21 protein-coding genes are annotated in these 18949 nt (G+C 31.5%); 7 read left to right on the top strand and 14 right to left on the bottom strand.

Features of this window, described 5'->3' with window-relative positions; translation table 11 throughout:
• From K5782_RS06460 to K5782_RS06445, 4 genes are all read right to left on the bottom strand, one after another.
• Positions 1-3587: Ig-like domain-containing protein (locus tag K5782_RS06460; RefSeq protein ID WP_297465047.1), on the bottom strand; the 3587-nt coding region annotated here is incomplete at its 3' end.
• A 125-nt stretch (positions 3588-3712) separates the two neighbouring features.
• Positions 3713-4381: a hypothetical protein gene (locus tag K5782_RS06455; protein WP_297465045.1), complete on the bottom strand. Its 669-nt coding sequence runs from the start codon at positions 4379-4381 to the stop codon at positions 3713-3715.
• Between the two features lie 30 nt (positions 4382-4411).
• Positions 4412-5548 carry a sulfate adenylyltransferase gene (gene sat / locus K5782_RS06450; RefSeq protein WP_297465043.1) on the bottom strand — a complete coding sequence of 379 codons (1137 nt, stop codon included), beginning with the start codon at positions 5546-5548 and terminating at the stop codon, positions 4412-4414.
• 11 nt (positions 5549-5559) lie between these two features.
• Positions 5560-6276 (bottom strand): phosphoadenylyl-sulfate reductase, encoded by a 717-nt coding sequence (locus K5782_RS06445; RefSeq protein ID WP_297465041.1) that lies wholly within the window; start codon positions 6274-6276, stop codon positions 5560-5562.
• A gap of 86 nt (positions 6277-6362) precedes the next feature.
• Here K5782_RS06445 and K5782_RS06440 point away from each other — a divergent pair, with 86 nt between their 5' ends.
• The 4 genes from K5782_RS06440 (at position 6363) to K5782_RS06425 (ending at position 9671) form a co-directional block, all read left to right on the top strand.
• On the top strand, positions 6363-7475 hold the full coding sequence (locus K5782_RS06440) for a thiamine biosynthesis protein (protein WP_297465040.1): 1113 nt from the start codon (positions 6363-6365) through the stop codon (positions 7473-7475).
• A gap of 40 nt (positions 7476-7515) precedes the next feature.
• Complete coding sequence (locus tag K5782_RS06435; protein ID WP_297465037.1) at positions 7516-8751, top strand: glycosyltransferase; 1236 nt, start codon at positions 7516-7518, stop codon at positions 8749-8751.
• A 155-nt stretch (positions 8752-8906) separates the two neighbouring features.
• A complete protein-coding gene (locus K5782_RS06430; protein WP_007551746.1) occupies positions 8907-9215 on the top strand; it encodes a hypothetical protein in 309 nt (102 codons plus the stop codon).
• Positions 9216-9227: 12 nt separating this feature from the next.
• Positions 9228-9671 carry a hypothetical protein gene (locus K5782_RS06425; protein ID WP_297465035.1) on the top strand — a complete coding sequence of 148 codons (444 nt, stop codon included), beginning with the start codon at positions 9228-9230 and terminating at the stop codon, positions 9669-9671.
• 2 nt (positions 9672-9673) lie between these two features.
• Here the strand turns inward: K5782_RS06425 and K5782_RS06420 are convergent, their stop codons facing one another.
• The 3 genes from K5782_RS06420 to K5782_RS06410 form a co-directional block, all read right to left on the bottom strand.
• Entirely contained in the window at positions 9674-10471 is a 798-nt protein-coding gene (locus K5782_RS06420) for an SDR family NAD(P)-dependent oxidoreductase (protein ID WP_297465033.1), read from the bottom strand.
• 37 nt (positions 10472-10508) lie between these two features.
• Entirely contained in the window at positions 10509-11522 is a 1014-nt protein-coding gene (locus K5782_RS06415; protein WP_297465031.1) for a lysylphosphatidylglycerol synthase transmembrane domain-containing protein, read from the bottom strand.
• A gap of 100 nt (positions 11523-11622) precedes the next feature.
• Entirely contained in the window at positions 11623-11769 is a 147-nt protein-coding gene (locus K5782_RS06410; protein WP_297465029.1) for a hypothetical protein, read from the bottom strand.
• 148 nt (positions 11770-11917) lie between these two features.
• On the opposite strand from K5782_RS06410, the gene K5782_RS06405 reads away from it, so the two are divergent.
• From K5782_RS06405 to K5782_RS06395, 3 genes are read left to right on the top strand one after another with little or no spacing between them, the layout of a single operon-like run.
• Positions 11918-12676 (top strand): ATP/GTP-binding protein, encoded by a 759-nt coding sequence (locus tag K5782_RS06405; RefSeq protein WP_297465027.1) that lies wholly within the window; start codon positions 11918-11920, stop codon positions 12674-12676.
• Entirely contained in the window at positions 12677-13600 is a 924-nt protein-coding gene (locus tag K5782_RS06400; RefSeq protein ID WP_297465025.1) for a homoserine kinase, read from the top strand.
• 11 nt (positions 13601-13611) lie between these two features.
• Positions 13612-14286 carry a 7-cyano-7-deazaguanine synthase gene (locus tag K5782_RS06395; protein ID WP_297465023.1) on the top strand — a complete coding sequence of 225 codons (675 nt, stop codon included), beginning with the start codon at positions 13612-13614 and terminating at the stop codon, positions 14284-14286.
• A 1-nt stretch (position 14287) separates the two neighbouring features.
• On the opposite strand, the gene K5782_RS06390 is transcribed toward K5782_RS06395, so the two are convergent.
• From K5782_RS06390 to K5782_RS06360, 7 genes are all read right to left on the bottom strand, one after another.
• Complete coding sequence (locus K5782_RS06390) at positions 14288-14539, bottom strand: hypothetical protein (RefSeq protein WP_179365587.1); 252 nt, start codon at positions 14537-14539, stop codon at positions 14288-14290.
• A 40-nt stretch (positions 14540-14579) separates the two neighbouring features.
• The gene (folE, locus tag K5782_RS06385) at positions 14580-15137 is read right to left on the bottom strand and encodes a GTP cyclohydrolase I FolE (protein ID WP_297465021.1); all 558 of its coding nucleotides are present in this window, start codon (positions 15135-15137) and stop codon (positions 14580-14582) included.
• Between the two features lie 64 nt (positions 15138-15201).
• On the bottom strand, positions 15202-15915 hold the full coding sequence (locus K5782_RS06380; RefSeq protein ID WP_297465019.1) for a 7-carboxy-7-deazaguanine synthase QueE: 714 nt from the start codon (positions 15913-15915) through the stop codon (positions 15202-15204).
• Between the two features lie 44 nt (positions 15916-15959).
• Entirely contained in the window at positions 15960-16154 is a 195-nt protein-coding gene (locus K5782_RS06375; protein ID WP_297465017.1) for a hypothetical protein, read from the bottom strand.
• A 47-nt stretch (positions 16155-16201) separates the two neighbouring features.
• Positions 16202-17200: a hypothetical protein gene (locus tag K5782_RS06370; protein ID WP_297465015.1), complete on the bottom strand. Its 999-nt coding sequence runs from the start codon at positions 17198-17200 to the stop codon at positions 16202-16204.
• Entirely contained in the window at positions 17197-18225 is a 1029-nt protein-coding gene (locus K5782_RS06365) for a MarR family transcriptional regulator (protein ID WP_297465012.1), read from the bottom strand. The genes K5782_RS06370 and K5782_RS06365 overlap by 4 nt, the downstream gene beginning before the upstream one ends.
• A gap of 2 nt (positions 18226-18227) precedes the next feature.
• Entirely contained in the window at positions 18228-18515 is a 288-nt protein-coding gene (locus K5782_RS06360) for a winged helix-turn-helix domain-containing protein (protein WP_179365582.1), read from the bottom strand.
• Positions 18516-18949: the final 434 nt, after the last annotated feature.

The following is an 18949-nucleotide window of genomic DNA, read 5'->3' as shown; positions in this document are numbered from 1 at the left end:
TTCTTTTCTGCTTTTTCTTCTGCTTTCTCTGCCTTCTTTTCTGCTTTTTCTTCTGCTTTCTCTGCCTTCTTTTCTGCTTTTTCTTCTGCTTTCTCTGCCTTCTTTTCTGCTTTTTCTTCTGCTTTCTCTGCCTTCTTTTCTGCTTTTTCTTCTGCTTTCTTGTCCCACTTTCCTTCAGATTTTAATTGATCAACAAATTCTTTCCATGACATTTTTTCTTTCTTAATTAATTTTTTGGCATCTTTATCATGTATTATTTTATTCCATGATTGACCAAAGTTTTCAATCATATTGTCATCATATTCTGAAAGATCATCATCAAATTCAGAATTATTTTCGGTATCAACGTATCGTAATGAACTTATGAAGTTTTCCAGAGTTCCTTCACGTAAGTTATGAATACCAATGTAAGTGTTTATGATTAGTTGTTTGTCAATTCTTAGTAATTCAATAGTGATTTCTGCTAATTCAGATTTGAATGAATTAGATTCGTGTCCTTTATGGTAAATATTTACCAGATGTTTAATTCCTTGTTTGTCATATTTGAGAGCCTTTATTGCACTCTTTTTATCTAAAAAGCTATTTCCGTCTTGAGAATAAAGTTTTGAATCAGCTCCTTTTCTAAGTTCCTTAATTGCTTTTTTAAGTTCTTTTTTGGTTTTATCATCTTGAGCTGAATTAATCAAATTTTCTAATTGTTCAATTAATGCTAGTTTTTGTTGAAGAAGTGAGTTTACAACTGTTAGAGTAATATGAATTGGCTCACTTGGTGATGATGTGTTAAGTCCATCAGACGCAGTTGCAGTAATTACATTGATACCTCCAGATAATTGAATTGTACGAGACCAGTTTCCAGCAGAATTAGCTGTTGTTGTACCTACTGATGCACCATTAACAAATACTTCAATTGTAGAGTTTGCTTCTGCGGTACCTGTAATTGTTTGGGATGGATCAGATGTGGATGTACCGTCATCAGGAGATGTAATTACTGGCACATTAGGTGCAACAGTATCAAGTATGATATGAATTGGTTCACTTGGTGATGATGTGTTAAAACCGTCAAATGCAGTTGCAGTAACTATGTTTGTTCCTTCAGATAACGATACTTGGGTGGACCAGTTTCCAGCAGAATTAGCTGTTGTTGTACCTACTGATGCACCATTAACAAATACTTCAATTGTAGAGTTTGCTTCTGCGGTACCTGTAATTGTTTGGGATGGATCAGATGTGGATGTACCGTCATCAGGAGATGTAATTACTGGCACATTAGGTGCAACAGTGTCTATAACATGATATGTTCTACTTTGTTGAATTGCAGCATTACCATTGATATCAGTTGAATCATAATAGATTACATAATCACCTATTGTGTTAGTATCTACAGAACCAGTGACAATTATAGGTGATCCATCATTTGTGGTTACACCGCTTAAGAGACTAGGTGGAGATGAACCAAGTTCAATGTTAGCAGATACTGGAATTACTGTAATGATAGGTGCAACAGTATCAAGTATGATATGAATTGGTTCACTTGGTGATGATGTGTTAAAACCGTCAAATGCAGTTGCAGTAACTATGTTTGTTCCTTCAGATAACGATACTTGGGTGGACCAGTTTCCAGCAGAATTAGCTGTTGTTGTACCTACTGATGCACCATTAACAAATACTTCAATTGTAGAGTTTGCTTCTGCGGTACCTGTAATTGTTTGGGATGGATCAGATGTGGATGTACCGTCATCAGGAGATGTAATTACTGGCACATTAGGTGCAACAGTGTCTATAACATGATATGTTCTACTTTGTTGAATTGCAGCATTACCATTGATATCAGTTGAATCATAATAGATTACATAATCACCTATTGTGTTAGTATCTACAGAACCAGTGACAATTATAGGTGATCCATCATTTGTGGTTACACCGCTTAAGAGACTAGGTGGAGATGAACCAAGTTCAATGTTAGCAGATACTGGAATTACTGTAATGATAGGAGGAATTACATCTATAACTGTAAAAGTAACAACACCTATTCCATATTGATTAAGTGTACCATCAGAAGCGATATACGACATGGTGTCTGTTCCAAAGAAACCAATGTTTGGAGTATAAGTAAAACTACCATCTGAATTAATTACAACAGATCCTGATTGTGGTGGGATATAAGAAAGTGCTTTGATGGTATCGCCATCAATATCAGTATCATTAGCTAACAATCCAGGAGTACTGATAGATAACACACTATTTTGATTAAGTGAATAATTATCTGGTAAAGCTACAGGTTTATCATTTTGACCAGTTATTGTCACTGTAACTATAGCAGTTGAAGTCGATTGTCCATCTGAAACAGTATACTCAAATGAATCAGTACCTGTTTGTCCTGCTTTAAGGTACTCAAATTGTGAATTTGGGCTATAAGTTAATTGACCATTTATAACAGATACAAGTCCCTTAGGAATTGTCGTTAGTCCTGCACTAGTTATTGTTAAAACATCACCATCAGGATCTGTATCATTACTTAATACGATAGTTTTGATGTTTGTTGCCAATGAATCTTCATTCACAGTTATGTTATCATTATTTGCAATTGGTGGATCATTTGAAGGAATTACATTAATTGTAACAAGTGCTGTAGCAAATCCATCAGTTCCATCATCTACTTTATATGAAAATTTATCAGTTCCAAAAAAGTCAGTTTGGGGAACATATTCAAAACTTCCATCTGAATTAAGATTAACAATGCCGAATTTTGGTAAAACAGTATCCAAGGTAACTAAAAGAGTTGGACTATCTGCATCACTATCATTTTTTAGGACTCCATTTAGTGTAGAGACTATAAGAATTCCATCTTCATCTACAGAATAATTATCAGGTAAAGCTATTGGTAATGCACAAGTAGTTTTTTTTGCGGAATTTCCTTGAAAAACTCCACCATTTAACGACACAATACCTCTAGAATCAAAATTATCGCATACATTAGTCCATGTTCCAGAATTTACAACTTTACCATTATCCAAAGTTACTAATCCTTGATTTGAGACGGAACCAAAATTATCAATTAATCCAGCTACATAAAGCCTATGCAGTATAATTGCATCTCTACCAACAGGTATTGTTGCAGTTTCTCCAATTTGTATGCTAACATCATTACCATCAATAATTATTTTATCTACATTACCAGGACATGCTGAATCAGTTACAGTTCCTATTCCAAAATTTGTATAACTAAATGCGCTTGTGGGAGCTGGATAAAGTCCACATCGCAAATTTAGTGTACCTGTATTTAACAAATATTGTTTACTATGAAATGGGGCAGTAAACAAAAGTGTTCCATCAATTATGAGTTCACTACCAGGTTTAATCTCTATACTAGATCTTTGTAATGTAATTGTAGTTCCAAATGCAATTTCCAGTTTTGCATTATTTTGAATAATTATTTTAGTGTCAGTTAAAACTTGATTAGTAGCATAAACAGTATCTGTAGAAATTGTAATCGTATCATCAGCATATACATTTTGAAGAGAAGGGAAAAACATAGAACTAACAAGCAAAAGTGTAGTTAAAACAAATCCAATATTTCTATTAATCACAAACAAATTATGAATTTTTTACATATAACCCTAACATGAATTTCCCATTATTGGAAAATAGAAAATTTTGTATGTCAGAAAATATAACGACATTTTAGCCATAAATTAAGTGATTCTTATCAGTTTTAAGATCGCTTCTTTGTCAGATAGAGAACTCCGACTAGAATACCAACAGCTGCAGCTATGTAAAATGGAAAAAATGCAATCGGATTTTTTGCAGGATCACCTGAAATGAATTCAAGAATCATACTTCCAGAATTTATTGCCGGTGGATCTGTAGAACTCTCCATTCCATAAACAGAATATGAACCGATTTTAAAGACTCCAATATCAAGATTAGATACTACTATTCTTGCGCCATTGTTAACTGTTAATCCCGCTCTTTCTGTGTATGATATTATTGATTTTGATGATGATGACCATCCCCTCTCCAAGTTACTATGTACAACAACATATCCCTCTTTAGGAGTATTCACTGCAATCCAAAATTTTTCATTAGGTTTTGCGCCCATTCCTATTTCAATTAATTTTTCAGGATTGTCTTTATCATAAATTCTCAAAACTGCATTTCCGTTTGGATTTGCATACAAAAGATTGTTGTCAATTGTAACTTGCCAGCTTACTCCGTGTATATTTTCCATTTGAATAATATCTGCATCTCTAAGAATTTTATTAAATTCGTATGATGGAACCTCAATTGTATCTATAATTAATGATGGATTCTTTGATTCTTGGGCAAAAACTGGCGTTATGATTAATCCAGAAAATAAAATTAACACAAAAAGATACTTCACAAGCTAAATCTAGTTTTAGTGAATAAATACCTAATCAACAAATGGATGTGGATAATCTAGAATTACCTTTGAGACCTCAGGTCTTAAGATAAACTCAGATGGAGATTTTCCTTCATCAATCATTTGTCGCAGTTTAGTTCCACTGATTTGCTCTTTTGCATCATCGCCATGTGGACAAGCCTTTGGATTAGTGTACGTCAAACATTTTCTGCAATAGAAAAAGGCTGGAAAAAATACTGGAGTTATTTCTAATTCGGGATAATCTTCAAATATTTTTTGGGCTGCAAAAGGATCATAAAATGTTCCTACTCCTGCATGATCTCTGCCAATAATGATGTGTGTGCATCCATAGTTTTGTCTCATAATAGCATGGTGTATTGCTTCTTTTGGTCCAGCATACTTCATTTCAGTATGTAATGTTCCAAGTTTGCATCTGTTTTCTGGGTAATAATGTTCAATCATTGTCTCATAACATTTTACAATCACTTCATCTACAAAATCACCAGATTTTTTCTTGCCAATTACGGGATTTACAAATACACCGTCTCTTGTTGTAATGGATGTTTTTTGAAGCATTTCATGAGCTACATGAGGTGGATTTCTGGTTTGAAAAGCCACAATTGTCTTCCATCCTGCTTTTGCAAATGCTTCTCTGGTTTGAAGAGGAGTTAATCGATATTTTCTAATTTCGGTTTCTTCAGGTCTTGCAATGTAATCTATTTTTCCACCAACTAGATAATCTTGCATAGACATTGTTTTTGCAACACCTGGATGAGAAGAGTCAGTTGTTCCATATACTCCCTTTGCAGTTTTTTCTTTATCAAAAGTAAATGTATCTTTAACATGTAAGATAGCAATTCCTAATCCTTGATGGTTTTGTAGTAAAACTTTACCAGCTTTCTTCATTTTTACAGCTGTTGATTCATCAACATCTAAAATTATTGGAATTGTCCAAGCCAAACCGTTTGCAAGTCTACCTTTTGATATTACATGTTCAAAGTCTTTTTTCTCTAAAAATCCCTCTAAAGGGCTAAAAATTCCATCTGCAATGTTTTCAACATCATTTGCAAGGTCTTCAGAAATTTGTATAGAGTATAATCCAGATGCGTCAGATTTGGTAATTCTATTTACTAATTTTCCACCATGTGGTTTAATTGAATCAGACATTACTAAATTGCCTATTTATGGTCTATATGAAGGCCACACTCTTTGTGCTCGCCTTGTTCCCACCACCAGCGTCCTGCTCTCAAGTCTTCTCCAGGTTTGATTGCTCTAGTACATGGCTCACATCCAATACTTGGGTATCCCTTGTCAAGAAGTTTATTGTATGGTAAGTTATTTTTTTTAATATAATCCTGAATTTGTTCCCAAGTCCAGTCTATAATTGGATTAATTTTTAATATTCCACCATGTCCATGATCAATTTGAAAAATATTAACATCCTTTCTTACTTCGGTTTGATCACGTCTTAATCCAGTAATCCAACCATCTAATGTAGAGAGTATTCTGTTAATTGGATGCACCTTACGGATTTCACAACATAATTTTCTATTTTCCACACTTTCATAGAAAAGATTTATGCCTTTTTCTTTAACCATGTCTTCAACTTCTTTAGTATCAGGAAACAATACCTCAATTGTAATGTTGTATTTTTTTCTAACAATATCCATAATATCATATGTTTCTTGAGGTAATCTCCCAGTATCTAATGTAAAGAATCTAAATTTTGGATTAATCTTGTGCATGATATCCATAATTACTGCGTCTTCAGCACCAAAACTAGATGCCTTAGCAACTCGCGGATGTAAATTATCAGAAACCCATTGAAGCGCTTCTTCTGTTGTTTTTATTTTAGAGTTGAGTTCATCTACTTGTTCTTGAGTAAATTTTTTCACAAATACACATGAATTGTTTTGTTTTATATTGATTACCCAGATATATTATCCTAAATTATAAACAGGTATATAACTAAAATGAAAATATGGAAGATGTTTCTTATGTAGTAGTTTTTCCATCTGTATTTTCAAAAAATAAAATTCCACAGTTAATTGTAAATATTAAAAAAATTCTAAAAATTCAAAATCAGGAATTTAAATCAGTAAAACGTGATGGAGACATTATTTTAGTAGATGCAAATGATCCTGTATTTGCATCATCTGCTATCAACTTACTTTTCGGTATTCAAAAAATAGCAATTGCAAGACAAATAAAAAATGATTTTCAAAATATAGTCTCAGAAATTACTGCAGTAGGTGGAAATTTACTCTTAAAAGGTGAAAAATTTCTTGTCAGAGTTGAAGGAACAACAAAGGGATTTTTTCCAAAAGATATTGAAATTGCAACAACGTCAAGCATTATAGAAAAAAAATCAAACATGGGCGCTCGTCCTGGAACAGATGAAAATTTTGATAAGTTACTTTACACATATCTAACAAAAAATTATGCATATGTTTGTATTTTTTCAGATAGTGGACAAGGTGGTATACCATCAAATAATAAAAATACCATATGTTGCATATATGATGAAATTTCTGCAGTTTCTTGTTTTGAAACAATAAAACAGGGATATGATTCAAAAATAATTATCTGCTTTAGACAAAAATCAGAATTGATGAATTTAGTTAAGATAATCAATCAAATAATTCCAAGACTTGTAAAACAAGAAATTGAGTTAGAATTTTTTCATTTAAAGATAAATCAGGTTGGAATAAAAAATTATCTCATATTTGTTAATTCAGTTTTAGAAATTATGCTTCATGAAGGAAAATCAAATAAGCTAAATCATGTATCTCTTGCATTGTCTCCACTAATTTTTTCTACAAAGTTTATTGATTATTCGATGAAACGTGTGTTTCAAAATGATATGATTCCAATAATTCCATTAAGTGGAGTTGATTCAAAACTTTTTGAAGAAGCCAAGGAGATTGGATTAGAAAAACAAATTCCAAAATTGGAAAAATTATTTATGATTAATTCTGATGAAATACCCAAGTTTTCAAGTAAAGACATTGATTTTGCTATAAAAACAAAGAAAAGCATTACAGTTAAGATTGGACCAAATAACATACATGATATCCTTGACTCATTAGAATAAAATCACTGGGAATTTAAACGGCATTTGAGGATTAATTTTTGTGCTGAAAATAGGTCAATTTATCTATCCTTGGGGAAGTGGACATTATTCTCGAATGATGAGACTAAATGAAGTATTAGGAGATCATATCAAAGAGAAGTTTGAAGTTCATTTTTCAAGCAAAGATCATGTTTATCAAAAGTTATTAGAAAAATTTCCAAATCAAAAGGATCAAATCCACGAGATTTTGATGCCAACTCCAATTGACGGAAATCTAGGACCAAGTATCTTATTATCAATGGTAAATTTTTTACTACCTGTTTCAAAAAATCCTCCCCTTGTAAAACAAGTTACAAGTTATTTGATACAGGAAAGGAAGTTGTACGATAAAGAAAAATTCGATCTTGTAATTAATGATGGAGATATGGGCTCAAATATTATTGCAAAAAATCGTAATGTTCCAAGTTTATTTATTACGAATCAATTTAGACCAAAATTGTATAAATCAAGATCTTATTTTTATCCAGCAGTAAATTATATTTCAAAACAAATTGGTAAAGCTTCCAAAATTATTGTTGCAGATTCTCCACCTCCATATACCTTATGTGAATATAATCTAAATTTTACAAAAGAAATTAAAGATAAAGTATCATATGTAGGTCATTTCACAAATGGTAAAAATATCAAGAAAGAAACAACATCTGATCTTGAGAAACTAATAGAAAATTCAGAATTTGGGTATTGGATGCGAACAGGAAATAAATCAACTAATGATGGTACGGGTAAAAGATATGAACAGATATTTAATCAAAATGAAATGAAAAATGAGAAAAGGATAATCTCTCATGCAAGAAATGATCCAAATATTGATTATGTTTTAGGTAAGGATGGAAAAAAATATACAGTATATGATGCTTTAGATAAAAAAATTGATTGGATTCAAATAGATATAGGTTTTCTAACCGAGCAACAAAAAGAAACGGTTTTGAATTTAACTAAATATGCTGTTGTAAATGGTTCTCATACTGTAATGGGTGAAATTCTTGGAGGAAAGGCAAAACCGATTATTGGCATTCCTGTTTATGATGAGCATACAAACAACATCAAATGGGCAGATGATAAAAAATTAGGAGTGTTAGCAGTTAGGACAAAGCAAGTAATTGAGGCTATTTCAAAAATTAAAAATAATTATAATAAATTTGAAGAAAATTTAGCTGATTTTTCCAAAAACTTTGCTCCTAATGGAGCTGAAAATACAGCAAAAATAGCGGCTGAGATTCTAGAAGAAAAGAAATAATACTTTATTTTGGGTTTGTTTGATATCTGGCACGCGGGATGTTCGATGGGCGAACTGACCGCAAGGGATGACGATAAAATCCGCGTGTCAGATTTTAAGTCGATCAGATAATATCGTGGGAACGCTTTTATGGAAAAAATTAAGCCAAAACATTAGTGCCTAACTGTCCAGAATGTACTGCAAGAGAAAGAAAGAAAATTCAAGCAAAGTATGAAGCTGAAACTGCAGAAGAAAATAGGGGTAGAGATGATTTATTCAAATTATTTGATGAAGTAGAGATTCCGATGAAATTGGACTCGGCTACAAAACATTTCATTTGTAAGCGATGTGGATTGTATGCTACACGAGAACAAGTTTCTGACATCAAATACAGATTAAATCAGAAAGAAAAGACACGTGAAGATAAACAAGATGATTATCTTGAATGGTGGCAGAAAAGTAAGAAAGATAAAGAATTGATCTAGAGTTGTTGTTCTATGGTTAAAAAAACTGACGAAGAAAAATCATCTAAGAAGGAAAAAAAATCATCTAAGAAAGATGACATTCCAGATTGGGTTACAGAGGAAATTCAAAATGCAAAATTTGAGAAACCTGAAGAACTAAAAAGGGCTGGATACATTCTAGAAATTTATGATGCTGACAATAAAATCGATGCTCAATTATATGATCCAGTTGAAGATGGAAGACATATTGTAACACTTGATTTACCAAAAAAAATTAAGACTTCGGATTTAGAAAAAGGAGTAGTCTATGAATTTATTTTTGATCAACATAAAGCACCATTAAGTAAAAAAGTATCTGAATTTCTTCAAAAAGAAAAAGAGATCGATATGAATGCCATTTATCAATTTGATTTAAAGTCAATGGAATTACTTGATGTAGGCTCTAGTGAATCTTCAGATGAAGATTTAGAAGAATAAAACTAGTTTTTTTTAGCGTCTAATTGTTTTTTAAAAGCCATGCCTAAAATTGGATTTATCAAATAAGGAACTGTGTTTTTCATCCATATTGCACCACGAACTACTGAAGGAACAACAATTTCTAGTCGTGGTGAATTTGAAGCTCTTAAGATTGTTTTTGCAACTGTTTTATCGCTAAGAGATGTTGGAGAATATTTTGGCATATGTTGAAAAGATGGATGATCAAAAAAATTAGTTCTAACCATGATCGGACTTACAACAGTTATTCCAACACCAGTTCCTTTCAATTCATGTTTCAATCCTTCTGAAAAACCTAACATGGCAAACTTTGATGCACAATAAGATGCAATTCCGGGTAAACCAAAACTTGCTGCAACAGAAGCTACATTAACAATATGTCCTGATTTTTTTTTGAGCATTGACGGAAGAAAGTTTTTGATAAAGTAAATCATTCCAAAATAATTTGTTGCCATTTGAGATTCAATTTCTTCAGTTGTTAAATCAAAAACAGAACCATAAATTGCAAAACCTGCATTATTTATTAAAATATCAATAGACCCATATTTTTCTAAAACAAGTTTTGCAGTTTTTTCTACCTGTAATTTATCTGATACATCACATTTACAAACAAGTGCGGATACATTGAATTTTTTTAAATCGTTTGCTATTTCATCTAATTTTTGTTTTCTTCTTGCAACCAAAATTACATTAGAACCTTTTTTAGCAAATTGAATAGCAGTTTCCTTACCTATTCCAGATGATGCGCCAGTAATTAGTACAACTTTACCTTTGAAATCCATAAATCAAAAAATTCATTAAAAGATAAAGTGCTTTCTATTATTTTTCTGTCTTTGGAATTTTGCTCAAGGCTAATTTCACCAATAATAACCAAGTAATTGCAATTGGGACATAATATGTAGCAATTCTCCAGCCAATTACTGCATCCCATGCAACAGTTCCTTCAGGAATTACAAGATTAAATGGATCCAAATTATTCAGATATGCAATAATTCCAAACTCTGCCAAGCCAGAACCACCTACTGTTATTGGCAAATTAGCAATTGCATTTGCACCCATTACAGCCATGATTGAATCAAAAATACCAACAATGTATCCTGTTCCCATTGCAATTATCATAAAAGATATTCCATAAAATGACCAAGATGCAAGTGAGAATAGGAAAGATATTGTAAAAACTTTTTTTGATTCTGTTGTTCTAAGATTTTTTCTGCTCATTGTACAAACTTCTTCCATACATGAATTTGTTTGATCAATGTATTTTGCTCCTTTTTCTTTACCAAATCGCTTTGTTAAATTAACAAGTATTTTTGGAACTTGAAAAGTTCTTCTCGATGATAAAAAGAATAAAACCATCCATAATGAAGTTATAGTGATACTAATTCCCAAAATTAGAGCACCTATAACATATGCTCCATGCATCAATGCAATAATACCTGCTATAATTGACAACAAACCTCCTGCAAAAACTTCAGTAACTATATCCATTATTGCAATCCAAGTTGATTTAGAAGGTGCAACTCCTTTTTTATGCAAATAATAAATTACAATAAATTCTGCACCAACAAACATCGGAGTAGTAAATTTGATAAACTCACTTCCAATTCTGACTCCGCTTAACTTCCAAAATGAATCAAATTTTCCAAGATATTTGTGTGAAATATATGCAAATTTTATTCCTTGAAGACCTAGTTTTATCATCATGGCAATTACAGCTAATACAAAAGGAATAACTCCAATTGCCAAGACATCCTCAAATTTAATATCAAATTGAATTGCTATGATGAAAATAGGAATAAGAGTAGCCGGAATGGCAATTATTCTCCAGTTCATTGATGATTTTTTTTTAGATTCAAATATGAAAGTTGAGTCAATATCATTCAAAAGATTAAATGCCTATTTCTAGGCACAGATTTTGAAAATCTATAAAATATCAACAGGAATTGTTAGTATTTTGTTGAATTTCTTGCTTAACTTCAGCAAATAATGTATCTAAAAGATCATGATCTGAAAAGTTTTTTTCTTTTAATGATTTCATAACTAATTCTTTTAGATATGCCTCTTTTTCATCAATTGACATATTATTCACAAATTTGGTAGATTGTTTCTGGTTATAGTTAAAGTGGAATTTTAATTGATTAGTGATTACCATTTTGGCATTTATTATTGGGTTTTAATGAAAAGTAACTAGTTTGAAATATAAGCCAAGAAAGATAGTTTAGTCAGTATTGAAAACAATTTTTGTAACTGGAACAGCAGGTGCTGGAAAATCTCTTTTAACATCAAAACTATATGATTATTACACGAAAAATGGCATATTTGCTTCTGTATTGAATTTGGATCCCGGTGTTAGAGATTTACCTTATACATGCGATATTGATGTTAGAGATTATGTTGACATTGTAGATATAATGCAACAATACGAGCTAGGCCCAAATGGTGCTGTAGTTATGGCAAACGATCTGATTGCGTCCAAAATTGATGAGATCCAAGAACAAATTGGTAAAGTGAATCCAGATTATCTAATTGTAGATACTCCAGGTCAAATTGAGTTGTTTGCATATCGTTCTAGTGGTCGTTTTGTTACAGAGAATATCTTGTCTGAAGAAAAAATGAACATATTTCTTTTTGACGGTGCTTTAATTACTACACCAATAAATTTTGTATCAATTGCACTTCTTGCAACATCAATAAGATTACGATTAAACTTGCCAACAATTAACATTATTACAAAAACAGATCTAATAGGCTCTAAACTAAAGGATATTCTTGAATGGTCAGGTAATTTAAAATTATTAGAAAATGCTATTGCTAAAGAGGCAGATGGAGAAACATATAGTTTAACTACTAATATTCTGAGAGGCCTAAATCTTGGGGGATTTGCTCAAGGATTGATTCCTTTTTCGAATACTACTGGAGAAGGATTGATAAATTTAGAGGGAGCATTAAGCAGAATTCTTAACTTGGGTGAAGAGGTAGAAGATTAGTTGGCATCAACGGTAACTGTAAAAGCACCATCATCTACAGCAAATTTAGGACCAGGTTTTGATGTATTTGGATTAGCTGTTGATGCTTTTTTTGACGAAATCACATTAACAAAAAAAAATAGTGGTGTTACCATAGTTACTAAAGACAACATTCCAACAAATCCCGACAATAATACTGCAGGGTTAGTAATTAAAAATATGTTAAAAAAATTTAAAATTAAAGATGGTGTAGAAATTAAAATCAAAAAAGGAGTACCAGCTGGATTTGGGATGGGAAGTAGTGCAGCTTCAGCAGCAGCAGCAGTAATTGCATTTAATCAAATGTTTGAATTAAAATTAGATGATAATACACTTGTAGAATTTGCAGGGTTTGGAGAAAAAGCTAGTGCAGGTTCTGTTCATTATGATAATGTTGCAGCATCAGTATTAGGTGGGTTTGTAATAGTTAGAACAGATCCTCTAAATGTAATCAAGATTGAACCTCCAATGAATCTAAGAATGTGTATAGCAGTCCCAAAACTAGAAGTTCCAAAAAAGAAAACAAAAGTATCTCGAGGTGTAATTCCCAAAAAAGTAAGATTAACTGATAGTGTTGTAAATTTGTCAAATGCTGCAGCAATTGTTGCAGGATTTATGAAAAAAGATCCTGATTTAATAGGTAATTCCATTAAAGATGTAATTGTAGAGCCTGCGAGACAACATATGATCCCAGGATTTAGCAAGGTAAAAGAAAATGCACTCAAAGCAGGAGCACTTGGTGTAACAATAAGTGGAGCAGGTCCTTCAGTGATTGCATTTTCAAAAAGTAATACCAATTTAAAAAAAATTGCTCTATCTATGTCAAAAGGATTTGCATCTGCAAATACAAAATGTCAAACGATAATTTGTAAACCAAGTAATGGTGCAATAATAATAAAAAAATAATCTGAAAAATTATGAAAAAAGCTGTTATTGTGTTTAGTGGCGGAATAGATTCAGTTTGTGTTGCCAGTTATCTAAAATCAAAGTATGAACTTTATGGAATTACATTTTCATATGGTCAAAAAGCTAATAGAGAGATTAATGCTGCAAAGACTTTTGCTAAAAAATTTGGATTGAAACAACATAAAATTATTGATATTGGTTTTATGAAAGAATTGTATGGTGACTCTAATGTTTTAACTAGTTCGAAAAGGAAAATTCCAAGCAAGTTTGATTATTCTATTGTTGTTCCAATTAGAAATGCAGTCTTTCTCTCAATAGCTTCTGCATGGGCATTTACTCTAAATGCATCATTTGTAGCATATGGTGCACATACTGGCGATAATCACTATCCTGATTGCAGGCCAATATTTGCCAAAAAATTAGAGTCTGCATTTAATCAGGGAGAAATTGATGGAATAAACTTGGGATTACGAAAAAGTATCAAAATATGGTCACCATACAAAGAAGGCCTTTCAAAAAGTGATTTAATACAAAATGGCATGAAAACTTTAGGAGATTCAATCTTTAAAACATGGAGTTGTTATTCTAATAAAAATAATCACTGTGGTATTTGTGAATCTTGTAATAATAGAAAAATAGCATTTCAAAAAGCAGGAATTACAGATAAAACAAAATATCTAAAATAGTCTAGTATTTGTTATCAAGAATTTTCTTTTTGAAGACAAAGTTTCTAATAATTAGATACCAAATAAAGAATATTCCACCAACAATTCCCATAAATACATAATTTTGGATTTCTGGAGTTAATCCTTCTATAGAATTGGTAATTTCTCTTGAAACTAACATTGAAATTGCAATTACAATTCCAAACTCAATTGCATACCACGTCCAATTAGGCCATGATTCTTTTGGAACGTGAACATTAGGATGTGCTCCCATGAGTTTTATCTAAAAGATTGATTATTTAATTTTTCAGAATCTATAGAGATGTCTCAGGAGTACGTCGTCTAATCATAGTCATAATACTCTCTTTTTCTTCTTTATTTTCATAAATTCCTCTATACGCAGATGATGTAAGAGTTGCATTATTTCTAACACCACGCATTTTCATACAAAAGTGCTCTGCATCAGCTAAAACTACTACTCCTTTTACACCTTGAGCGAATAGCTCATCAGCTATATTCTTGGTTAATCGTTCTTGAATTTGTAATCTTTTTGAGTATTTTTCAACTAAACGTACCAGTTTTGAGATTCCAAAGACTCTACCATTGGGAGAATATGCTATGTGAATTTTTCCAAAAAATGGCAACATATGGTGCTCACACATTGAATAAAACTGAATATTCCGTGCAACTACTACATCAGAATCTTCAGAGAATTGTACTGATAGTTCCGAATCAGATTCATAACCATCAAAAATTTCTTCATACATATTTGCAATCCTTTCTGGAGTATCTTTAAGACCTTCACGAGTAGGATCCTCTCCAATTTCAATAATTAATTCCCGAACAAGTTTTTTTACGCGTTCTTTATCCATCTGATATTTTGAATGATTTTTTCTAGTATTTGAACCTAATCTAGTTTTTAGGTAGGTACCAAGATTATGGGGCTCCAATAAATTTGTGAAGCTGTGGTACTACTTTTACATCAATATAATATGGATAAACTATATCATACAAATTTAGTAATAATTCTAAAGAGGGCTCTGCAATGCCATATGTAGGTTGTATGATAAATCCATCAACATCATGTTTTGAAATATTTTGAAATATTTTATTAACTAAATCTTTAAAATCTTCTAATTTGGTTTTAGAGCTTACAACTATTTTGACATATGTAGTTTTTTTAGATGCTACTGATGATTTAAGACATTTCATTGCATTTTCAATTAATCTTTCATAGTGTTTAGAATCTACAAAATCCGAATCTTTTGTTTTAAATTCTATTTTAATAATGTCAAAAAATGGCAATACATGATTAAATCTATCAGAATCAAAGCATGATGATTCTAGATATGTTGGGATTTTTTTAGTTTGAATATATTTTGCAAGTTCAGCTACTGCATTATGTTGAATTAATGGATCACCTCCTGTAAAATTTACTTTATATGTTTGATTTTTAAGATTAGAATCAATTAATTTGCATGCTTCTTCAATTGAATATTCATTACCTGAATCTAGTGGAAGAGATTCTTTTGTATCACAATAAAAACAAGTAAATGGACAACCAGCTAATCTAACAAAAAGTGTTTTTGTACCATAAAGAATTCCTTCTCCTTCAACTGATGTAAATATTTCAAATAATCTAACTTTCAAGTAATATTGGTGTATTTTTTCATTATTTATTCAATGAGTTTTGATTAGTGCATTACAGGTTCTTTTGTATAAAATAAACCAGAAATAAAGAAAACTACACCTAAAATTCCTATCAGACTTCCAACGAATTCTATTGTGTTTTGCATGCCATTTTGAAATGGAGCCCATAACCATGCCATCAAAGCTCCTACTATGATCATTGGAATCCCTACTCCAACAGTAATTGCTTTAGAAGCCATGATAATTTCTGTTTGCAAAATGTATATGAAGTTTATGATAAGAATGATTAGTTTTGAGTCATATTCAATAAAGCTGCTAATGAACGAAGTAATTCATTTGCTTTTTCAAATTCACCTGTAGCTAAATTACGTTTAATTATTTGAATTGTTTTTTTTGCTTCATCAATTTTAGATTTACTTATTTTGTCGGAGTTAGATAGATTAAGTAGTGTTTTTTCAATTTGCATGACTCGAGATTCTAATCGATCATTTTTTGTTAATTCAAATTGTTCTTTAATTGATATAATTTCTCTTATTTGTTTGATTATTTCTTGTGGATCGGTTGTTGATGAAAGATTTTCTTTAGCAGTTTCAAGTTTTTCTATGATGTTTTCAGATAATCCTTGACTTTTTGCATTTTCAATCAATCTATCAAGTTGTTCTAAATATGTTTGGGCGTATGCTCTTGCACGTGATTGTTCTTGTTGGGAAGCATATTCACGGATTTTATTATTCAAATCTACAGTAATTTGTTTAATTTTACCAATTGTTTCTATTGCATCATCAAAATGTTTATCAGAAATTTGTTTTCTTGCAGAGACAAATAGATTATCTAATTCAGAAAAGTCAATTGATGTACTATATTTTTTAGCAATTATTTTGAGATTATTAGTATAATCTTGCATTCTTTTAAGATCAACCGAAGGATCTTTGGTTGGAGCTTTAAGAGTAACCATTTCGGGTTGTGTAGATTTAACGTTTGATAGTTGTTGAGAGATTTCTTTGAAAATTCTCATTACAGAAAGAAATTGGTTTTTGGCGGAATCTGTATCGTTGTTTTTAATAGATTCTTCTAAATTCCTAATTTCTTGTGTACCTTCTTTGAAAAGTTGTTTTGTTTTATCTGATACATCTTTATTCATTTGATTTTCAAGTTGTCTTTGTGCTTGCTTTGCAATTTTTAGTAGAATTGATGGATCAGTTTCTGCTTGAGCAGTATGGGTTACGCCACCTAAAACTAAACTAGATACTAAAATCAATAATGCAAATGAGGTTATTTTATTCATTTTTCTTCCTCCAGATCTTTTTTCAGTTTTACTAAATTTTGTAGATCTTTTTTATCAATTTCAATTACACCTAGTCGCTCTAATCTTTTTACAGCTCTCCACATAGTAGTTCTTGGTTGAAGAAATTTCTTTCTTAATTCACTTTCTAATGCTTGACCTCCATTATCAGAAATAAATTTTATAATTTCTTTATCATCTTCTCGCATTTCAGGTCTAAAATTGAATATAGTTTCGGTATCAACTGATGTAGCTTCGGATTGTTTTTCCGAAGTAGATTCTGATTGTGTTATGAATGTAGAAGATTTTGCTTGTTTTCTTTTTAGTATAATTACAGCACCAGTAATTGCTGCTATGATTGGACCGGCAATAATTGCAGCGGTAGAATAACTAAATAATGATTCATTTGGAATTGTTGGATTAGGAGTAGGATTTATGGATGAAAAGATATAGTTTATTTCAGATAATCCTGCAGAAAGTTCAAGTTTTGGTTGGTCATCTACTATTTCCATATTAGTTGGTAAACCACTCATTCCAACTATAACAGAATTTTTTGGCATTAGTAAAGTGTAATCAGATGGAGAATTAAATGAGAATGTCCAAACTCGACCCTCTTTAGAAATTAAATCATGAACATCATAATCAATTGTTATACTTGCAGACCCAAATTTGTCTATGATTGCTTTATTTCCAATTATTTCTTCAGATAGTAAAAATCCAGTATCACCAATCGCAACAAAATTATCTATTGATTGGCCAAATAGATCAAGCTCAAAGTCAGGCTCTAATGGATCTACGTCTATCTGTCTTGATACATGTGTAGAGCCATCTGAATAAATGATAAGTTCAAGAGTTCGAGTAGAGCTGAATGAGGTCTGAATAGGCATCACGATTATAGCAATAATTAAGCCAGCAATTATCAAAGGCGTCTTAACCATTGTTTCGAGGATACTATCAGTCCTTACAAAAAGCATTCCATCTTCTCGAAGAGACTCTTCTACGGGAGTCAGAACCAATTCTGGGTTCATGGCTAGTACCTCAAATTCATACTTTCGACAAGTCCCTGGAATCTCTTGAATTCCTGGAAAAATTGAAGTCCCTTCTCGGTAATTAGGAAGACTCTATTCCTGTCGTTTTTGACTGACTCGACTAAGCCTGCTTCTACCAGTTTCTCACATTTGTCTAGTACTGCGTAGTGAGATAGGTTGGCTTTGCGAGATATTGCAGATACAATGACTCCAGAACGACCACCATCGGCAGTAACATCAAGGATATCACCCATTATGCCCATTTCGGACCTGTATTGTTGTTTTGACATGGATTAGTATAGAGTTACTTGGTTAATGAGGAACATTTTGAAACTTTAAAGCGGAACACAAAGCGGAACAGGTATTTCATCCCATAAAACAAGTAATTTTTGGCAAAATCACTAAAATCAGAGAAAATTTCAATTTTTCTCATGCCTAATAATTTAATGTAAAAATTTAATTTTTTTAAAAATTCCAGAAAAAATTCTTCTTACCAAAGTTTTCAATTATTCTAATGGTTTTTGGTGATTTTTGGTTAATTTTGATATATAAAGAACGATACTGAAACAGGTTTTTGGCAAAGATTAATCATAAAAATGAGAATTATTGACTTTTTTGGGATAAATTATCATTAAAAATCATCTGTAATTAAAAAATGAATATCATTTTAAATAAAAACATGCTAAATCATCGATAGGATTAGAGTAACCCAATAAAACAATAT

Source organism: Nitrosarchaeum sp. (assembly GCF_025699065.1).
In the GTDB taxonomy this organism is placed as follows: Archaea; Thermoproteota; Nitrososphaeria; order Nitrososphaerales; family Nitrosopumilaceae; genus Nitrosarchaeum.
This window is presented reverse-complemented; position numbering and strand designations above follow the sequence as displayed.

Bases quoted from the DNA above. Each gene is read 5' to 3' on its own strand.
- sat (WP_297465043.1), bottom strand. From the start codon at position 5,548: ATGTCTGATTCAATTAAACCACATGGTGGAAAATTAGTAAATAGAATT.
- K5782_RS06440 (WP_297465040.1), top strand. From the start codon at position 6,363: ATGGAAGATGTTTCTTATGTAGTAGTTTTTCCATCTGTATTTTCAAAA.
- K5782_RS06425 (WP_297465035.1), top strand. From the start codon at position 9,228: ATGGTTAAAAAAACTGACGAAGAAAAATCATCTAAGAAGGAAAAAAAA.
- K5782_RS06420 (WP_297465033.1), bottom strand. From the start codon at position 10,471: ATGGATTTCAAAGGTAAAGTTGTACTAATTACTGGCGCATCATCTGGA.
- K5782_RS06415 (WP_297465031.1), bottom strand. From the start codon at position 11,522: ATGAACTGGAGAATAATTGCCATTCCGGCTACTCTTATTCCTATTTTC.
- K5782_RS06410 (WP_297465029.1), bottom strand. From the start codon at position 11,769: ATGTCAATTGATGAAAAAGAGGCATATCTAAAAGAATTAGTTATGAAA.
- K5782_RS06395 (WP_297465023.1), top strand. From the start codon at position 13,612: ATGAAAAAAGCTGTTATTGTGTTTAGTGGCGGAATAGATTCAGTTTGT.
- K5782_RS06390 (WP_179365587.1), bottom strand. From the start codon at position 14,539: ATGGGAGCACATCCTAATGTTCACGTTCCAAAAGAATCATGGCCTAAT.
- folE (WP_297465021.1), bottom strand. From the start codon at position 15,137: ATGGATAAAGAACGCGTAAAAAAACTTGTTCGGGAATTAATTATTGAA.
- K5782_RS06375 (WP_297465017.1), bottom strand. From the start codon at position 16,154: ATGGCTTCTAAAGCAATTACTGTTGGAGTAGGGATTCCAATGATCATA.
- K5782_RS06370 (WP_297465015.1), bottom strand. From the start codon at position 17,200: ATGAATAAAATAACCTCATTTGCATTATTGATTTTAGTATCTAGTTTA.
- K5782_RS06365 (WP_297465012.1), bottom strand. From the start codon at position 18,225: ATGAACCCAGAATTGGTTCTGACTCCCGTAGAAGAGTCTCTTCGAGAA.
- K5782_RS06360 (WP_179365582.1), bottom strand. From the start codon at position 18,515: ATGTCAAAACAACAATACAGGTCCGAAATGGGCATAATGGGTGATATC.